This window comes from Ruminiclostridium sufflavum DSM 19573, assembly GCF_003208175.1.
Classification (GTDB): Bacteria; Bacillota; Clostridia; order Acetivibrionales; family DSM-1351; genus Ruminiclostridium; species Ruminiclostridium sufflavum.
Window position 1 is genome coordinate 14,332 of sequence record NZ_QKMR01000025.1, and the last position, 19,961, is coordinate 34,292.

Annotated in this window: 11 protein-coding genes; 1 reads left to right on the forward strand and 10 read right to left on the reverse strand. The window is 40.8% G+C overall.

Features of this window, described 5'->3' with window-relative positions:
* Positions 1–33: 33 nt before the first annotated feature.
* Together LY28_RS16430 and LY28_RS16435 are read right to left on the reverse strand one after the other, a co-directional pair.
* Positions 34–1,470, reverse strand: coding sequence for a hypothetical protein (locus LY28_RS16430; protein WP_110463272.1), 1,437 nt, complete (start codon positions 1,468–1,470; stop codon positions 34–36).
* 153 nt (positions 1,471–1,623) lie between these two features.
* Complete coding sequence (locus LY28_RS16435) at positions 1,624–1,923, reverse strand: hypothetical protein (protein WP_110463273.1); 300 nt, start codon at positions 1,921–1,923, stop codon at positions 1,624–1,626.
* A gap of 367 nt (positions 1,924–2,290) precedes the next feature.
* On the opposite strand from LY28_RS16435, the gene LY28_RS16440 reads away from it, so the two are divergent.
* Complete coding sequence (locus tag LY28_RS16440) at positions 2,291–3,970, forward strand: S-layer homology domain-containing protein (RefSeq protein ID WP_242981379.1); 1,680 nt, start codon at positions 2,291–2,293, stop codon at positions 3,968–3,970.
* 4 nt (positions 3,971–3,974) lie between these two features.
* On the opposite strand, the gene LY28_RS16445 is transcribed toward LY28_RS16440, so the two are convergent.
* The 8 genes from LY28_RS16445 to LY28_RS16480 form a co-directional block, all read right to left on the reverse strand.
* Positions 3,975–4,982, reverse strand: coding sequence for an aldo/keto reductase (locus tag LY28_RS16445; RefSeq protein ID WP_110463304.1), 1,008 nt, complete (start codon positions 4,980–4,982; stop codon positions 3,975–3,977).
* Between the two features lie 51 nt (positions 4,983–5,033).
* Entirely contained in the window at positions 5,034–5,426 is a 393-nt protein-coding gene (locus LY28_RS16450; protein WP_110463274.1) for a DUF2500 domain-containing protein, read from the reverse strand.
* 221 nt (positions 5,427–5,647) lie between these two features.
* The gene (locus tag LY28_RS16455; RefSeq protein WP_110463275.1) at positions 5,648–8,521 is read right to left on the reverse strand and encodes a glycoside hydrolase family 9 protein; all 2,874 of its coding nucleotides are present in this window, start codon (positions 8,519–8,521) and stop codon (positions 5,648–5,650) included.
* 158 nt (positions 8,522–8,679) lie between these two features.
* A complete protein-coding gene (locus tag LY28_RS16460; RefSeq protein WP_110463276.1) occupies positions 8,680–11,568 on the reverse strand; it encodes a glycoside hydrolase family 9 protein in 2,889 nt (962 codons plus the stop codon).
* A 105-nt stretch (positions 11,569–11,673) separates the two neighbouring features.
* Positions 11,674–13,698, reverse strand: a complete 2,025-nt coding sequence (locus LY28_RS16465) for a glycoside hydrolase family 9 protein (RefSeq protein ID WP_422785017.1) — start codon at positions 13,696–13,698, stop codon at positions 11,674–11,676.
* Positions 13,699–13,978: 280 nt separating this feature from the next.
* On the reverse strand, positions 13,979–15,952 hold the full coding sequence (locus LY28_RS16470; RefSeq protein WP_110463278.1) for a tetratricopeptide repeat protein: 1,974 nt from the start codon (positions 15,950–15,952) through the stop codon (positions 13,979–13,981).
* A 152-nt stretch (positions 15,953–16,104) separates the two neighbouring features.
* Positions 16,105–16,533: a zinc-ribbon domain-containing protein gene (locus LY28_RS16475; RefSeq protein ID WP_110463279.1), complete on the reverse strand. Its 429-nt coding sequence runs from the start codon at positions 16,531–16,533 to the stop codon at positions 16,105–16,107.
* 153 nt (positions 16,534–16,686) lie between these two features.
* Positions 16,687–19,896, reverse strand: coding sequence for an EAL domain-containing protein (locus LY28_RS16480; protein ID WP_165835605.1), 3,210 nt, complete (start codon positions 19,894–19,896; stop codon positions 16,687–16,689).
* Between the last annotated feature and the right edge of the window lie 65 nt (positions 19,897–19,961).

The window sequence follows — 19,961 nt, forward strand, 5'->3', positions numbered from 1 at the left end:
GCCGGTTTACCGGTATAAAATTATCAGTTCCTGTTAATCAACTCTTTTGTTTTTGCGGATAATTATTGCCGATACCACTGCAAACCCAATCAGAATAACTCCTGACAGTATCGCTGCAATAAGCCTTGCGTCAATTCCGTTCTTAGCTTCTGAATTATCCATTGAGGGTTCACCAGAATTTCCAGAGTCAGGCGAAACAGCCGTCTGCGAAGCAGATGCCATCGCAGTGTCCGGGCTCTGAGTCGATTCCTCCGCCGAGGCAGCAGCTTCCTTTTCCGGAGCCTTATACAATATTTCCTTTGTTTCGGTTCTATCCATCCAGTCAGTTAAGGTAAATGAAATGCTGTAAGCCTTTCCCGGAGTCAAATATTCAAGACTGTAGCCCGTAATTCCTTCCTCGGCAGCATCCTCAATAATTTTTCCGTTTTCGGAATGACTTATTTTAAATTGTATATGTGCAGCCTCCGGTCCGGAGGTATAGCATCTCGCAAGCTCCCGTCCGTATTCCTTCTCAAGGGCCACATATTCAATCCGGGTTTTCTCCTCCGGTATTTTGCCAGACGGCAGATGGCTTCTGATATACAAAGCCATTATTGCATCCTTTTCCTCAACAGCCTTACGGTATAAGGAAAGAAGCTCCTCGGTCTGATTTCTGTCCGCTAATTCTTTTACTATACCATAGCTTTCTACTTTTTGGTTAACCTCCTGCTTTATCTTGTCATCACCTGCTATGTCATCTAAAAATCTCGAGGTATAACGGTAATTATTATAATTTACCCTAAGATTGTATTTTGGCTCAAAATCAGTCCGGTGCCATACAAGATTGCTTCCGTCAAATATAAAGCCGCCCGGATTAAGCTTCTCTATCTGGCAGGGCTTTATACTCCCGAGCTTGAAGGTAACCCTTGCGGAGCCTATATTTCCCTTCCACATGGCTCCTGTTTCCAGTACATACCCGCAGTACACAGTGCCGAGAGAATCGTATGTCGGTGTGAAGTCATAGGTATTGCGTACCGTAATACGCTCATCCTCTTTAAAGGGCACCGTAAAGGTGAAAAACTCGCTGTAAGCAGTCAAATCCTCATTATTTCCCTGCACACTTTTTTCGAGAGAAACAGGAAGCACTTTCCCTTTTACAAACGTTTTAAAATTTCTCAGCTCAAGGTCTACCGCATCCGTAAGCTCACTGCCCGGATCCTTTATTTTGCCGGGAAAGCCCATATACACCGGTTTGCTCTTTCCTGTATTATGAAAAACAAAAATACATTCAACCTTATTCTTTTCCATATCAACCGTTATTTCTTCCGATTCCATCACCACATCACCCTCAAGAATCGGGAAAACTCCTTCAGGGGTTCTGCCCAGACTGGTATCATCAGCATATACGGGGATACGGCAAAAAAATATTAATATTATCAATACCAGCAACGGAGCAGCCTGAAGGAACGAGATACCGCTTTTTAGTCTCAAATAGTAAACACCCCTCTGTCATATAATATTTTTACCTTTTATGGAATTATATTATTACTATCTGCTATTATATCAAATATATCAAACTATTTGCAGCTGTAACTAAATAACTGAGGCTGCCAAATAAAAAATTTTGTATATTTGCTTAAAGGATTAGTCATTATTTTTTTTGGATCGCTTTCTGCGAGATAGGGATAAGCTGCCAAATCCGCTGATAATAGCAATATAGAAACCGAAATCATACCACCAGCCGGTGTTTGAGACCTCATATATTTTTATATTATTATCAAATAGCCCTACAATGAGAGAAATCGGTGAAATCCATCCATGCCATATGCCCCATAAGAATCCTGCAGGCTTATCTGCCGTATATGTGCCGTCTCCCGGAATACAGCCTGTCAGCGAAAATAACATAAAAGCAATTACAGCAGCAAAAAAAATCTTTCTTTTCATTAGAAACCTCCTTTACCCTTTCATTTCTTAATATATCAAAATTCATTCTACATATTTTATAATACGTTTTATGTGAAATATTGTCTGAATTTCCAGCCTATGATGCCGTATCAGCGAAACAAAGCCCGACAAATAATACTATATTTCGATCATGCAAGTAAAGAACTATCTCCATATTAAAAAGTCTTGCTTTCTAAGGAACAGTTTATTAATAAATACCAGTATTTTTAATGAATATCAAAAAAATACTTAGTAATAATAATTTAAGATATATTATTTAGAATAAATGCAATAGTGCAGAAAAATACAATTGAGATTACAGGTCTATAATTGTATTTTATTATAAATCTCAGGAAGGTGCCTTAAAATGTCAATACGCTCAAACCGCTCTATGACCAAAAAAAGATATACTTATATTTTGTTTTTAAAGGTATGCCTGCCTTTTATTATAGCTATTTTCGCATACCAGTCTGACATCTGTGCTTATGAAAGTATAGCCTATTTATTTGCAGGGAATACAACCACCTATATAAAAAATGTTGAACGTACCGGTACAAATATACAAACAGTCTGTCCTGATTATTTTGAAATAAACAGCGACGGAACCTTGAAAAATACAATTAAAGTCGACCCCTTATTTGTTCAGACAATGCATGCAAAAAATATAAAGGTAGTTCCATACCTGAGCAACAACTGGGACAGAAGTCTTGGAAGAGCAGCAGTTGCAAACCGTAAAAGCTTCTGCGCCGAGCTTGCCGGTCAGATAACAGCTCTACAATGCGACGGTGTTAATATTGATCTTCAAAACCTTACTGAGTCTGACAAGGACAACCTTACAGATTTCATAAGGCTTTTGAGAGCGGCACTGCCTTCCGGTAAAGCAATCATGGTTTGCGTGGCGCCAAATCCCTGGAATACCACCACAGGATGGCAGGGCTCTTATGATTATGCCGCCTTGGGGAATTTAAGCGACCGGCTTTTTATAATGGCTTATGATGAGCACTACACAGGCGGTACCCCGGGTGCCGTTGCCAGCTTTTCTTTTGTTGAGAAATCTGTTTCATACGCTGTCAAATATGTACAACCCTCTAAAATCATACTTGGCATACCTTTTTACGGCCGATACTGGAAACAGGGCTCACAGACAGGAGGCTACGGAATAACCGTATCAGATGCAGAAAGACTTGTATCCTCTTATACTGCCAAATCCTGGTATGATGAAACAGCCCAATGTGCCCGTGCCACATTGACAATTTCAGAAACCGACAATGCATTAATCTGGGGAACCAACAAGCTTTCGGCAGGAATCTATGATATTTGGTACGAAAATGAAGCATCAATTGAAAAAAAGCTGTCCTTGGTTTCAAAGTATAAGCTGGGCGGTGCCGGAAGCTGGGCTCTGGGCCAAGAGCCTGACCACTTCTGGCAGAATTACAGTGCATGGTTAATTGGAAAACCCTTTATTGATATTGACAATAACTGGGCACAAAGCTTCATTATTGCACTTTATGAAAAGGATATCATAAGCGGTATGCCGGGCAATCGCTTTGAACCTAACGGATATCTGACAAGAGCACAGGCCGCCGTATTACTGGTAAAAATGCTAGGCCTGCAAAATGAGACTGCCGAAACAGCACCCTTCACCGACACAGTAGGCCATTGGGCTGAAAAAGGCATATCAACCGCAAAAAAGTACGGCATCTTTGAAGGATACGGGAAAAATCTGTTTAAGCCCAATCAAAAAATAACAAGAGAAGAGTTTGCGGTAATTTGCGATAAGGTTCTATTCAGCCCGGATACTGTGGATTTTTCCGAAAAGCTTTACAGTGATGTCAGTCCAGAAAAAAATACCTGGTCAAACAAGTCTATCATTGTTCTGTCTATGAATGACATTTTATCCGGCTATACTGATGGTACCTTCAGGCCAAGAAACAATATAACAAGGGCCGAAGCCGTAAGAGTAATATCAGGCCTGCTGGATTATCCCGGAGGATTCACAATAAGTCCGTCAAACGTTCAAAACCCGGTACCTGTGGAACCCCGATAGTTGTCTAAATGAAAGTCTTATAGTCCCTCCAGTTTTTCCTCAGCAGCTCAGGAGTATCCAGACCGTATGGGCAATGACTTTTACAATGTCCGCAGTTTATACAGTCATCTATCCTTTTCATCTTACCTTGCCACTCTTTATTCAGGTATATGGAGGCGGGTGCCCTTTTAATCATCAGCGACATCCGTGCTGAAGTGGGAATATCAATATTTGCGGGGCATGGCAGGCAATAGCCGCAGCCTCTGCAAAACTCTGCTCCAAGCTCCTTTTTATCCTGCTCAATGGCAGCAGAAAGCTCCCGATTTAGAACAGGAGGATTATCAATATATCCTGCAAATTCTTCAAGCTCTTTTTCTCTCTGTATACCCCAGATAGGCAGAACATTGTCATACTGTGCCAAATATGCATACGCTGCCGCAGAATTGGAAATAAGTCCGCCTGACAATGCCTTCATTGCAATAAAGCCTATTCCGTATTTTCTGCATTTAATTACAAGCTCTGTTTCCTCATCTGTGGCCAGATAGCTGAAGGGATACTGAATTGTCTCATACAAGCCTGATTCGGCAGCATCAGCAGCAATCTTTATTCTGTGGTTGGTAATACCGATATGACGTATCATACCTTTGTCCTTGGCTTCAAGCATTGCCTCATACAACCCTGTGCCATCACCGGACTTTGGACAAAAAGCAGGATTATGGAACTGATATATATCCAGATAATCCGTTTTTAGAAAGCTGAGTGATGTATTCAGCTGCTCCCAGAAATCTTTTACATTGACCGTCATTGTTTTTGATGCAATATAAATTTTTTCGCGGACATCGCCGAGAGCATATCCTATTTTTTCTTCGCTGTCTGTATAAAATCTTGCGGTATCAAAGAAATTAATACCGCTGTCATACGCTTTTCTAAGAAGTTCCCTCGCAGCCTCCCTGCCGATACGCTGAATGGGAAGTGCTCCAAATCCGTTTTTATTAGCACTGATTCCTGTCTTTCCTAATATTACCTGTGACATAATGCTTTCCCTTTCTGTTAAATCCTTAACCAACAGCTTTTTACAGCATCCTCAAGCCTTTATGCGTTCAAATCCAAGATATCGAGTACCTTGAAATGTAAGCCTTCCCGTATCCCTTTCCACAAGCATGCCATATTCGTCATTACCCACCTTGAATTCCATGCGGTCTCCGCTTGAAAATTCAAAGGTAGCATAATACGCAGTGCTGGATGACATATGGCTCATATTATCTGTTCCGGCATTGTGATGATAATGCCGTACATCAGCTCTTTTTGTGACAACAACCGCATCAACGGTAAGCACAGGTGAATCATTATTTTTCTTCCACTGCTTTGCTCCCTGTAACGAGCGTACAATAATAGTACCGAATACAAATATAAACCCTATAAATATAATTATAGGCACTATGCCGAACATCATGCCGCCAAAAGGTGAATATCCCATAAGCTTCATACCTCCAATAAATAAAAACATTCCTCATTTATTCTACCATAATAATTTAATTTTTGCAGGCCCGATAATAATTGCTTTTATTTTTATATTTAAATTCAATCAATGAGTTCAAATTGCAATCAACTTATTATTACTTATAAAATATGCCCCCTTGCATTTCCACAAGGGAGCATATCCATAAGCGTACAGCCTTTGTCGTTCATTTATTAAGCTTAATCAAAGGAGCTTATTGCTCCCAGCAGGTATTTTTTCATTAACGCATAGTCAATTGCATTGACAGCATTATCCTTGTTTACATCTGCTCTGATAAAGCTCTGAGAATCTAGTTCAACTGCTCCCAGCAAGTACTTTTTCATAATTGCAAAATCAATTGCATCAATGCTTCCGCTGTTATCTACATCACCCGGTTTAAAATCAGAGCCGATTGCAGCGGCTTCTTTTCCGAATACAAGATTATCCTTGATATAAGCAGCAATTCTGTCATTTTCTCCAAGAGAGCTATCCTGTCCGGAATCGCAGGAATAATCATTTGTAAGGTCAAAATCCGATATTCCGTCTATCCTGAAGGGTATGTCTCCCGTACTGCCGCCCGGAGCAAGCTTGCCGGCGGCATCTGTAAATGAGAGCTCACAATAGCTGTCGGCCCCCTCCGCAGGCTTTTCCATGCTGAAGCAATTGCCTTTAACATTTTCAGTCCCGCAGGGTGCATATTCACATGTGAAAGTGTTCTGCTGACTTCCGTCACAGGTAAACCAATATCGGAGCCTTATTTCTGATAAGCTCACAGGAACAGTTCCGTTATTAATTATATTGATTGTAGCTCTTATTGTATTTTTAAGGCTATGAGCTGCCCCATACTTGTATAAAACCTTGATTGAAGGAGGACTGGTATCAGGATTTTCACCGGGATCTGACGGATTCAGCTTGGGTGCTTCCTTTCCGTATGCCAGAACGCCATCCATATATACGGGTACATTTTCCGCTACCGCATAAGTATCTGTAAGACCTTTTCTGCTCCAGTCATTTGAAGGGTCCCAGTGAGTCATGTAATTGGAATCCTGCTTTGCTGTTAAAATAAATGCAAGCTCCCTGTCGCCGTATATTTCCCTGCCGCTCCAATCAAACTCGTAGTAATATGTTCCCGCATCATCCCATTTAACAGGCCCTTTGTAAGTAATCGGCAAATCCTGCAGGGATATCTGCTCATCATATGCAATGCTCATTTCCACATCCTCTATAGACTGTCCGCAAGCAAGCAATTCGCTTATATTAAAGAAATATCTTGCCTTCATACCCGTTTCATAATGAGGAGGCTGGCTGGATTCATTATGCAATTTGATAACCACCTGCGAGCTCTCTTTAATTTCCCTTTCAACCCGTGCCTCACAATAATAATCATCAGCCTTCGGCTCTTTCGGAGGGAAATCAGGTATAACCTGCTGTCCCTCCCCGTAATATTCGTATAATCCTGCACATGCACCCACAAAAGCGGCATTATAGTCAACAGCAACCTCATTGTAAACAAAATCAGTGGTCACATCCTGATGATAATCCTGCTTATCAGGCCCTCCTACAAGAGCTCCCCATAAAATATGCCTGTGCTCCGGCGGATCATTCATGCTCAAGGTTTTTGAACCGTGAGCTGCCCTGTGATGAGGATGAGAAGCAAAAGGCAGTCCCTGCTCATAGCCGTAGCCCACTATGTACGAATATCCCATGGGGTTTCTCCCCATAATATACTCCATCTGGCTCTTTGCCCATTCTCCGAAATCTGTTCTGTCAGGATGATGCTTCATATATACAAGTGCCGACAATTGGGCAGCCGTATTGTAACGGGCTGAACCCCAGCCGTTAATCATCGTATACCCGGCAGGCGAGGTTGTAGTATAGCCGTTGTCATTGGACTCCTTGTGCTTTGCCATTCCTCCTGACAAATACTCAACATTCCAGCGCGATATATAGTCATACAGCTCATTTTCAGGGAATAAGGAGTTCAGCTCAAGAAACACTCCCCCCCATACCGCATCCCAGCAGTGAACCCATGTATTAAACCACATATTGGTATTAAAGGTATCAGGTATAATCCTTTTTATATAGCCGGTATAAAATCCATCTTCCGATACCGACATTATATCTTTTATATAGTCCATATTACCGGTACAGGCATAAAGCCATACAGCCGCCCAAGCCATTTCATCGTCATCGTAGGCGGAGGTGTAATAACCGTCACCCTTTGACATTCCTCTGTTTTTCTTTGCAAATTCATACATTGCCTTTGCGACGGTAAGGCATTTACCGGCATACTCCGGCTCGTCCTCCTTAAAATTCAAATAGGAGGTGGCAAGTGCCGCAGCGGTACTGCCGCAAACATCACTGCCGGGAGACTCTGCCGTTGCAAAATCCGCCGGTCTCGGAATATTTTCAGGATAAAGCTCGGGGGGACCCCAGTAGGAATGATCCAGATCCCCTTCGCCTACCATATAGCAAAAAGCAATCAAATTACCCTTTTCATCGAGATAGGAGCAGCGTAAAAAGGTATCGGTGAACCATTTTAAAATCTCAAGCATATGCTCTTCCTGACCTGATTTTCTGAAAGCCTCCCTGAATTCATAAAAGCCCCACCCCAAGGTGCCTGCCGTATAACTTTGAGGAAGACCGAACCTGACATGATCTCCGGCATCATGAAAGCCGCCGTGCACATCTACTGCCCCGTCTCCGTCGGGATCCAGTATTTTTTTATACTTGCTTATAAAATCAGCCGAGAGGGAAGTGTTTTCAAGGGGAATATTGCAATCACCCACATGGCAGTCACCTCTCCATTCAATTTCTCCGCCTGAAATGCCCGGTCCGCATTTCTCGGCATCATAAAAGTAAATGGATTTTTGCAGGGCTTCAGCAAAATTAAAGTAATTGTAATCCTCCCAGCCTTCAGCCGGAGTGAACTTTGAGGATGAAACCGTTTCGGAAGCTGCCTCCTCCTTTGCCGATACCGCACCTGAAGCAGCAGGCTGCCCTGTGACAAGTACGGAAATCATGAAGATTGACAGTATCCCTCTTATAGTTTTAATTTTTCTTTGCTTATGCATTTAATACCTCCTTATATCAAATAGTTTTGAGGCTATAGCTTTATCCGAAAAGACGATGTATATCTTCTGAATAATATACATCGTCTTGATATATTGTCTCAATATCCCTTCGGTAACGGCTTTGAATATAAATCGACCTTGGCAGGCATAAAAACCGCTTACTCGCTTACAGGAAATACAGTTAAGGTACCAAGGAGATATTTCTTGAACAATGCGATGTCAATTGCATCTACAGATTTATCACCGTTCAAGTCTGCCCTGACAAAAGCATCCGAATCAAGCTCCGCAGCACCCAGCAGGTACTTTTTCATAACTGCAAAGTCTATGGCATCAATACTTCCGCTGTTGTCAACATCTCCGAATAAAGGATGGGAATCAACCTTGACAGGTTCTGTTCCGCACTTTAGCTCTCCTTTGATATATGCGGTGATTTTATCGTTATCACCGGGAGTACTCATTTTTGAATTGTAGGAGTAGTCATTTGTCTTGTCATAATCAGAGGCTCCTTCTATTCTGAAAGGTATCTCACCTGTGCTTCCTCCCGCGGCAAGAATACCTGCTTTGTCAGCAAAGGAAATCTCACAGTAGGTATCGGCACCCTCCGCCGGATTGTCTATACTGTGACAGCTTCCGAGCACATTTTCAGTTCCGCAGACAGCATAGTCACATGTAAATATATTCTGACTGTTCCCGTCATTTGTAAACCAATAGCGAACCTTAACATCTGATAATTTTACGGGAACTGTGCCGGTGTTCTTTATGTTTATGGTGGATCTCAGTGTGTTTTTAGTTAAATCTACTTCTCCGGTCTTATACAATAACTGAATTGAAGGCGGAGTACCATCCGGATTTTCATCAGGCTTTGTAGGCTCAAGCTTTGGAGCTTCCTTCCCGTATACTAATTTCCCATCCAGATATACAGGTACATTCTCAGTTACAGCGTAAGTATCAGTAAGATTCTTCTTACTGTAATCATTGGAAGAATCCCAGTGGGTCAGATAGTTTGAATCCTGTTTTGCTCTGAATGAAATCTGAAGCTCCCTGTCTCCGTATATCTTCTTTCCGCTCCAGTCAAATTCAAAATAGTATGTTCCGGCATCATCCCATTTGAAGGGCCCCCTGTATACAACAGGCTCCTGCTGCATGGAAATCTGCTCGTCATACTCTATAGAAAATATTACATCATCAATATTCTGACCGTTTTCAATAAGCTCACTTATGTTAAAGAAATATTTAGCCATCATTCCTGTTTCATAATGCGGAGGCTGGCTGGATTCATTGTGTATTTTCAGAACAATCTGCGAACTGTCTTTTGTCTCACGGGCAACACGTGCTTCACAATAGTAATCGTCAGTTCTTTGTTCCTCCGGCGGGAAATTTGCTATAGGTTCATCACCCTGACCGTAATAATTGTACAATCCGGCGCAGGCACCCACAAATGCCGCATTATAGTCAACGGCTACTTCATTGTATGCATACTCGGTGGTAGAATCCATATGGTAATCATTCAAATCCGGTCCGCCTGCCAGTGCTCCCCATAAAATATGCCTGTGCTCTTCCGGATCATTCATACTGTTTGTTTTTGAGCCGTGAGCCGCTCTGTGGTGCGGATGCTTTACAGAAGGCAGTCCCTGCTCATAGCCGTAGCCCACTATATACGAATATCCCATCGGATTTCTTCCCATAAGATATTCCATCGCACCTTTTGCCCATTCTCCGAAATCAGTTCTCTCAGGATGGTTTTTCATATATACAAGAGCGGACAATTGTGCAGCTGCATTGTAACGGGCAGAGCCCCAGCCGTTTATCATCGTATATCCCGCAGGTGATGTTTTATAGTAATTTGTGTCTTTAGTATCCTTGTGCTTGCATTTGCCGCCTGACAAAAACTCTACATTCCAGCTGGCTATAAAATCAAAAAGCTCGTTTTCCGGGAACAGCTGGTTAAGCTTCAGGAAGGTTCCTCCCCATACCGCATCCCAGCAGTGAACCCATGAATTATACCAGATATTCTGCTTAAAGGTTTCAGGTATTATCCTTTTCATATATCCGGTATAGTTTCCTGACGCATCAACCGAGGTTATATCATCTATATAGTCCATATTTCCAGTACACTCATAGAGCCATACCGCAGCCCAAGCCAGCTCATCCTCATCGTAATCGGAGGTATAGTAGCCGTCGCCCTTATGCTTTCCTCTGTACTCCACCGCAAAATCATACATTGCCTTTGCAACTGTGAGACACTTCTCCGCATATTCCGGATCTTCATCCTTGAAATTCATATATGATGTACAAAGTGCCGCGGCAGTACTGGCACAAACATCACTGCCGGGAGAATCCGCAGTTGCAAAATCAGCCGGTCTGGTCTTTGAGTATTCCTCTGGATAAAGCTCCGGCGGCCCCCAGTAGCAATGGTCAACATCACCCTCTCCTACCATGTAGCAGAAGGCTATCATTTTCCCGTCCTTGTCAAGAAAAGAGCAGCGTAAAAAGGTATCTGTGAAGTATCTTAGTATCTCTGTCATGTGCTCCTCTTCACCAATTGCCTTGAAGGATTGCCTGAATTCATTAAAGCCCCAGCCAAGTGTGCCTGCCGTATAGCTCTGAGGAAGGCCGAACCTGACATGGTCGCCTGCATCATGGAAGCCTCCGTGTACATCTACCGTACCATCACCGTCCGGATCTATTATACTTCTGTATTTTTCCAAGAAGGCCTTGGAAAGTGAAGTATTTTCAAGAGGAATAGCCGCGTCTCCCTCGTGGCAGGAGCCTCTCCATTCCAGCCTTCCGCCTTTGTCATATCCTGCTTCGGCACCACATTTCTCGGCATCGTAAAAATAAAGTGACTTTTGAAGTGCTTCGGCAAAATTAAAATAATTGTAATCCTCCCAGTTTTCAGCCGGTGTAAAAGTTGCCGGCGGTGCTTCCGCCAATGCCGCACCTGATATGAGAAGCTGCCCTGAAATTACAGCTACAGCCACAAATGTTGACAGAATGCTTTTTATCATACTGAACTTTTTCCTTTTTTCTCTCTGCATGCTATGCATTTTAAATTACCTCCCCAAAAATATTTAAAGACTCCTTGATATAATAATCAAGCTCCCACAGGTAATGCTTTGACACCAAAGTCAATTACTATCGTCGCAAAGGCCTTAAAATGTAATTGACTTTAACAAATACAGCTTCAGCTTTGCAAAATCCAAAGCATCTATTTCTCCGTCCTTGTTGATATCGGCATTTTTCAACGATATGCCCTCCTGCTGGTTGTTCAGAAGATATTTCTTTAATAAAGCAAAGTCAATTGAGTCCACCTGCTTGTCATTATTCAAGTCTCCATACAGAATATCTTCTTCTCCCCCGTCAGGCTCATTGCCATAAACCTTAGCTCCGTCTTTATATATTGGGATATCCCCGGTTTTTATGTATTCATCTGTCAAATCTGCGGTAGAAAGATCATTTTTTGAATCCCAGAGCTTGCTTTCGTAATTGTAAATACAAAATTGCACATAAGTTCTTGCATACAAGGCACTATCCGGGAAGGTTATTTCAACATAATAAATATTCTTTTCCTTGTCAAAAGGCTGAATAGAAGATATCGCCGCACCTGCCGGAGAATAATAAACCTTAGTGGTAAACTTGGAAGGATTAATTCCTTCTTCGGCATATTCAGACAAATCAACAAAGAACTTGCAGGACAGCCCTTTCTCATACTGAGGAGGTGACGTAACAATATTATATAAATTAAGGTCAACAGTAACGCCCTCTGTGTTTGATTTGTACAGCTTAGCTTCAGAATAGTACTGTGACGGCATCAGCTCAATGCCCGGAGTTTCCTCAGGCATCTGACCCTCGCCGAAATACTTCGACATGCCTGCCAATGCTCCCACAAACCCTGCATTATAATCAAGACCTGTTTCCGAATAAACATATTCATTCACATTGTCATGATACTCGTCATTCATGTCTGCTCCTCCCACAAGAGCACCATACAGGATATGTCTTTCCGGCAGTTCCTTCTTTTCATCTGCAGGCGGGCCTTCAAGAACTCCGCTGGCGGCTCTGTGATGCGGGTATTTGGGATAATTATCTCCGAAACCGACCTCATAAGACATATTGTTCGGATTGTCCCCAAGAATATAATTTATCTGGCTCTTTGCAAAGTCAAGACAGCTCTTGTCGCCGGTATACTTATAGTAAACAAGCTGAACCATACTCTCGGCCGCGGGATATTTGCAGACACCCCAGCTGTCCAGATACTTCAAGCCTCCCGGAGTTGATTTCAAGCTGTTTTGCCAGTAATCCAAATGATCCTCGGCAATAGCTTTATACAGAGGATTGGTGGAAAGAGTGGCCAATTTTGTAAATACGCCTGTCAAAACATAATCCCAGCACTGTGTCCAGTTGTCGTTAAAGGAATTCCCTCCTGTTATACCCTTCTCAACCATCAGCTTTTCAACATTATCCATATATTTCTGATCATTTGTCGCCACGTAAAGCCATATTGAGCCCCACATAAGCTCATCAAGATAAGTTCTGGGAAGATAATAGCTCTGTGCTTTACTGTTTCCCCTGTATTTCATTCCGAAATCATAGAGGTCTTTTGCATAAGTCAGGCATTTTTCCGCATATTCGGAATCCCTGTCCTTATAGTTCACATACATAAGCGCCAAAGCTGCCGCCGCATCTCCGGCAACATCCGAGCCCGGATTTTCCGGTGTTGCAGCATAATATGTAGGCCTGTCATAAGTTTGAAGCTCAGGCGGTCCCCAATATTGATGGTCCACATCACCGTCACCGCATTGGTAGTAGAATGTGGTTTTATTGGGGAAGCACTTAATAAAGTAATCGCAAAAATGCTTCAGGATATTCAGCATGTAGCCGTCCTGTCCTTTTTCTATGAAAACATCAGAAAATTCATAATACGCCCATCCAAGCGTAGATGCTGACGCACATTGAGGCAAACCGAACTTGACATGGTCTCCGCAGTCATGGAAGCCTCCTGTCAAGTCAAGTCCGACATCCTTTCCGTCATCGCAATGGCACGGCCCGCGCCATTTTATTCTGTTGTTTCCTGCATCAGGTCCGCACCAATTTGCTTCATAAAACAGAATTGATTTGGCAAATGCATCAACATAATTAAAATTTGTTTCCTCAGCTTTAGCCGGCTGCGGAAACATACTTACCGCAAAAGCGGCAAGCAGAACAAAAACATAAAACCTTTTCCCCTTCATTTTTAAACCTCCTTAATTTTTTTTAGCCTTCTATTATGCTTTATAACTCTATTTTACTACTTATTGCATATTTTGTAAGTATATTTGTATTTTTTTCACTTAATGTTGTATTTGTTTTATTATTTAACGGATGTAAAATAAAAGCTCTGATTCCTTAACCTTTTTTGTAAGATTATGGAGTCAGAGCTCAGCTTTTTGCAGCAATATACCAAGCTGCCTTTTATTATTAATTCAGTTTTGAATTGCTGTCCATAACAGCTATAAATTCCTTTTTCATATCATATAAATAATAAACAAACGGTACCAGCAATTTAATAGGGTCATTTTCCGATTGCTCGTCAGATAACAGCTTTACAGTCTGCTCTCTGAATTCCTTATACACCTCTGAACCATACGACTTGCTTTTTGCCAGCCCTGAAACAAGCATTATCTTCAGAACCGGATTTTCCGGAGCAGAAAGAGCAAGGCTTAAATAGCAGTTCAGTATATTTCTTTCACCCCATAAGTTTTCAAATTTAACAAATCTGTTATCCACCAGCGACTGCATTAAGGATTGTCCTAAAGCGCTTAAATAATTGAAAGCAATGTCTCCCGACGGAGTATTATAATAATTTGGCTCCGCAGCTTCAATATTTATTGCCTTTGCTATTTCATCAGTTATATTATTAATAGACTCAACAAAGTCATCATTATTTTCTGTGCCTGAAAGTTTCGTTTCGTATGACCGGACTGACTGACTTCCGCTTTCAAATAATATTACCTTAACACCGTATCCGTCCTGATTTGCCGTAATGCAACCCGTAACCAACAAATCCAAATCATTTGTTCTGGCTGCATCCGCCAATTGTGTGCTGCTGTATTCTGCTTTTGTTACTGCCGGTCCGATATCTTTTACGATTGGAACAAGTAATTTTGATTCCGCATTAAATTTGAATAATAATACCTCCTGCAGCATTAACGGTATGCTTCTGGTCATTCTTCCAGTTTCGTCTTCAAGCTGTAGCTCCGTAACCTTCTCAGTTTTATCAGTCAAATCGGCAAAGGATAAAAAGCCGATGTTCTCTTTTTTTAAGTCCTTAGGCAAAAGCCATTCCGGAGACTTCAAGCCATAATACCAGATTGGCTTGTCCGTAACAACAAGCTCATATTCAATTTTTTCATTTGTATTTGAATTTTTAGAATCAGACTTTTTAATTATTTCAAAATCCTCTGACAGCTTCAATAAAACAGCCCTCACATCAGGCCTCCCGAGTTTCATCATCTTATTTACAAGCATCTGACCCTCAATATAATTTCTCGTCTGAATATATGCATGCAATATATTGAGTCCGGCCATTACATCATGCTTATCAACATCATACAGCGGTGCTGCTATGTCAATAATTTCATCTATGTATCCGTTATTTCCCAAATCTCCCGAAATAATATACAATACCGGCAATTCATCTGCTGCCGTACTTAAAACATACTCATACACAGGCTTTGCACTTTCCAAGTCCCTCTGCTCCAGATAATACCGGGCCAGATAAAGCTGAGGCAGCCAGCTTCCATTTATCGCAGTGATTTTTTTCAATAAATCCAGATATTGTTTTTTATCCTCGGCTTCACTATTCAATATTATCCACCACTGAAGAGTTGCCTCCTGATTCGGATCCATGCAGAGGCTTTCCCAAATCAGCTCCAGCGCCCTTTCCCTCTCACCTATGGAATAATGAACTCTCGCAAGATTTGTCAGTATTATTCCCGTTTTTCCAAATAATTTTATATATTCATTTAATGTTTTTTCAGCCTCACCATACAAATCCTTTGCCAGATATGCCGCTGCAAGTGTGGTATATCCGCGTTCTTTATTCTCATCTATATGTACAAGGTGCTTTGCGGCATCAAGAGCCTCATCATTAAATTCATCCTTCAGCGCCAGCAGGATATCGTTATATAATGCATCAGCGGTATTCCAATGGTTCTTAAACTGCTCCGGCAAAACCGTGTTTTTCATTTCGTCCCTGGATATAAATATTTTCTGGCCCCGTTCATCATAGCATTCAACAAAATCCTTTTCAGTAAGTTTCTTTTCATCAGTCTGACCATCTGTTGATTGGCTTTTCTCAGACCCGCCCTCGTCAGATTTTTTACTATCATCTTTATACACAAGCTTTATGTTACTTTTGTTTTTAGATAAAAACTCATTAAAAAACCCCATTGAAACTACCCCCTGTTTATCTTTTTGAAGAAAAAATCTCTTATATTACATTATTTTACCATAATTAAATATATCTCGTCATTAAATATTAAAATAAAATAAAAATAGACAGAGAAGTATAATTTTAAAAATATATTAATATTATACTATCATCATTCAGAACCAGAGTTTTTTTGGTTGTTTATTTCATTCATCTGCCTTATGTAATTTAATTGTGTCTCTGTTTTAGGGTAAATATTGGAGTTAACATTATTTGAATTTATATCACTCGCTATTTTTTCTATTCTCTGAGCATGCTGCTCCTCTGTTATTTTTTTGCCGATAAGCTCCGTATTACATTCCGCTATCAGCCTCAGCTCGTTAAACTTTTCATTATCCAGCCTTACGCCATGGTGGCAAATAGGACAAAACAGCAGGTGCTCCGATGAGTATGGGATAACCGGAATAAAAAAAAGTGTAAACCATGTTTTCCTGCTGTGAAGTATCCAAACCTTATCGTTATTGCAGTGCTCGCAATGAAAAACCTTTACCGGCCCGTGATTTTTAACTGTCTGATGTCCCCATCCAAATATAAAAAACATATTTTTCTCCATTTCATTCTATAAAATATTTATTCTTATATCATATTTTACCATATTTCTTACCTATAGAAAATTTTTCAGCTATAAAAAGAAAGCCTGTTAATAAAGCAAAGCCTCATATAACCGTTCTGACGGCTATGCAAGGCTAAAAACTTAGTATTGCTCCAGCTTATTCATGTATCCCGATACATAGTCAATAAAATTGTTTACGGATAACGGCTTTGAATATATAAAGCCCTGAATGACATCACATCCTATTTCTCTTAAGAACTTAACTCTTTCATCATCCTCGATTCCCTCCGCGACAATCTTCATTCCTAAGCCCTTTGCCATTGCAACCACGCTTGTAATTACAGAATTGTCACGCTGCCTGTTATTGGACTCCTTAAAGAAAAGCCTGTCCATTTTAATGACATCAACCGGCAATTCCTTAAGTAGATTCAGAGACGAGCTTCCTGCTCCAAAGTCATCAAGCGCACAGGAAAACCCACTTTGCTGCAGCTTTTCCATTATATTCTTAAAGGTATTATAATCTTCAAAAACCGCACTCTCTGTAAACTCAATTTCTATGGCTCCATCCGGTATATTGTATTTGTTTTTAGTGTCAATATAATATTCCAGAAAATGCTCATATTCCAAATCTATTTTTGACACATTAACTGCTATCCTTATATCTCTGCACCAAGCTTCCTCAATATGCGTATTTATAAATTTACAGGTCAGCTCCATTATATGACGATCCAATTTCGCAATAAATCCATTTTTTTCAAAAGCAGGTATAAACGAATTGGGATATATAATCGTTCCATCTGCTTTAATCCATCGTACAAGCGCTTCCGCGCTTAATACCTTGTCCTTCATCTGTATGTAATGCTGCGGCTGCAAATATATCTGAAACTCATTTTTTTCCATTGCTTCATCAAAGGACCTTATGATTTCTGTCTCTTCAATGAATTTGTCACGCATCCTCTCGTCATAGACAACAAAGCCCTTTACATCATCTATACCTGTCTGAAGCGCAAAATTTGCTCTCTCAATCATATCCTTAACAGTATATTTTCCTTGACCCTTATACAGATATATACCTGAATTAATTTTCATTGAATAGTCTGATCTGGTCTGAAGCTCATAGCCTTCAATATTCATATTAAACGTTAGAAACCAATTTTCAATATCGCTTACTTCCGTATATGGAAAGAAAATAACATACTGCCTGTCGGAATACTTTGTTGCTATGCTGTCCTCAGGCAAATGGATATCAACAAGCTCTCCCAGATGCCGTATGATATCATTCCCCTTTTGCCTTCCATAAATATTTAAATATAATTCATAATTATGGATTCTCATGCTTATAAATGCATATTTCTTGCATAAGCTGTTCTCCTTAATTATTCTTTCGGTCTCTGCCTCAAAATAAGCCTTGTTCCAGATTCTGGTCTGGACATTGTTTCTGTTTGAGCTTTTATATATAAATTTTTGATTATACATCTGCTGGTCAGCTTCCGCTATGATCTCACTCAGCGGCTTATCTTCGGTACATACTGACAGACAGCCTCCAAGACTGACTGTAACATTAGTCGGCATGTCATACAAATCCTTTGCCATTTCCACATAATCATCAATTTCATCTATTATATTTTTTACACTGTCTTCTGTATAAGCTCCTGTCAGTAAAAGATTGAACTCATCCCCGCCGGTACGAAACGCCATCCCTTTCAGCTTTTTCATTTTAATCTGATTTTCCAGCGCATCGGCCAGAATGCGAAGTGCCTTATCGCCCCACTCATGACCGTAACGGTCATTAATCGTTTTCAGATTATTAACATCACCTACTATACAAATTAAATTTTGTTCTGAAGCCTTTGCATCCTCATATATACTCATAGAATGCAATTCAAAACCATTGCTGCTGTAAATTCCCGTAAGCAGGTCCTTAACAGCATACCTCTCCAATTTGTCATACATTTCATGCAATGCGTGCTCCTGCCTCTGAGACTGAATAGCGCTGTCCATATTATGAATCCAATGCCTGTAATTACGGTTAAAGAAAACCGGCTTATCCTCAAAGCAAATCACAGCATATCCGAAGGCTATTCCATAAAAATGCAGCGGCATGAAATAATAAATCATGGTCTTTTCCCGAGGTATTTCTATGTATGGAAGCATCTGTAACTTAGGAAAGCTTTCTACAGGGATAACCTTGCCAATGTTACTTTTGTGGTCCTGTATCACAACCAGAATTTTGCCGGAATATATAGCTTTTGTATCCTGTTTGGTCAGCCAATCTTCATTAAGACAGATATAAATGTCGCTGTAATCGCCCAAGTCCGGCAAATAAGTCCTGCACCTGTCAAAGCATTCCTGAGGATTTTCTGAAGAAATTAAATCCTCCATCATAAAGTTATATTTTAAAAAGTGATTTTCAAAAGAATTTATTTCAGCATTTTTCCATATTGAATAATCCAGAGGAATATTTATTTCTTCATGAGTGGGTCTGCATCCGCAGGTATTCCATATCAAAAGCCTGTCTTCATCATCCTCCTGCTCAGGAAGCACCGTATTATATAATTTTTCATAAAGATACCGTACCGCTCTGGCTCCCAAAGCCCCGCCTGTACGCAAGGTAGATGTTATATAATAGTTTTCCTTAACTTTTCGGTCAGTTGCATCATATCCTGTTACTACAATATCCTCAGGTATACTTAGCCCTCTTTTGGTTAATTCATCATAAATATCAACCGCCATAAGCTGATTGGCGCAGGCAACAGCCTGAGGCAGCTTTTCTCTTTTCATCAGTTCATCTGCCATTTTTCCCGTACATTCATAATAAAATGTACCTTCAAAAATCAAAGACTCATCAATGGGTATCTGCCGCTCCATTAATGCCTCCTTATACGCCGTCAGTCTGTTAATTGCATGCTCATGGTGCAAGGGGCCTGATATAAAGGCAATAGAGGTAAACCCATGAACATCCGTCAGATGATGTATTATGCGTTTCATAAGGTCTATATCGTCAAATTTCATAGTCGGAAAAAACTCGCTGTCATAATCAATACACAATACAGGACCGTTAAATTCCCTTTGCACCTTTTTCTCTAATCGCCTTGCAATCCCCGGAATACGAAGTGATTCCGGGACAATAAGAACTGCATCAAGCATATTGAAATTTATCAGCTCATAAATCGAGCCCTCTCCCCTGACATATCTCTCCTGACCCATAGTTTGATTAAAATTTGTATATACAAAAAGATCAAAATCCAATCTCTTTGCCTCATTTGATATACCTGTCAAAAGGGTCATACAATGAGGTGCTTCTGCCTCTCCTATCAGTACTCCGATACGTTTTCGCATAAGTATGTCCATCCCCCGCCCTCGAGCGCAAAGCTCAGCCGAAGTACCGGCATGGACTGAATCCCCCTTTATATATA

Coding starts and splice junctions, on each gene's coding strand:
- LY28_RS16455 (WP_110463275.1), bottom strand. CDS start 8,521: ATGCATAAGCAAAGAAAAATTAAAACTATAAGAGGGATACTGTCAATC.
- LY28_RS16475 (WP_110463279.1), bottom strand. CDS start 16,533: ATGTTTTTTATATTTGGATGGGGACATCAGACAGTTAAAAATCACGGG.
- LY28_RS16465 (WP_422785017.1), bottom strand. CDS start 13,698: ATGTTTCCGCAGCCGGCTAAAGCTGAGGAAACAAATTTTAATTATGTT.
- LY28_RS16445 (WP_110463304.1), bottom strand. CDS start 4,982: ATGTCACAGGTAATATTAGGAAAGACAGGAATCAGTGCTAATAAAAAC.
- LY28_RS16460 (WP_110463276.1), bottom strand. CDS start 11,568: ATGCATAGCATGCAGAGAGAAAAAAGGAAAAAGTTCAGTATGATAAAA.
- LY28_RS16440 (WP_242981379.1), top strand. CDS start 2,291: ATGTCAATACGCTCAAACCGCTCTATGACCAAAAAAAGATATACTTAT.
- LY28_RS16450 (WP_110463274.1), bottom strand. CDS start 5,426: ATGGGATATTCACCTTTTGGCGGCATGATGTTCGGCATAGTGCCTATA.
- LY28_RS16470 (WP_110463278.1), bottom strand. CDS start 15,952: ATGGGGTTTTTTAATGAGTTTTTATCTAAAAACAAAAGTAACATAAAG.
- LY28_RS16480 (WP_165835605.1), bottom strand. CDS start 19,896: ATGGACATACTTATGCGAAAACGTATCGGAGTACTGATAGGAGAGGCA.
- LY28_RS16435 (WP_110463273.1), bottom strand. CDS start 1,923: ATGAAAAGAAAGATTTTTTTTGCTGCTGTAATTGCTTTTATGTTATTT.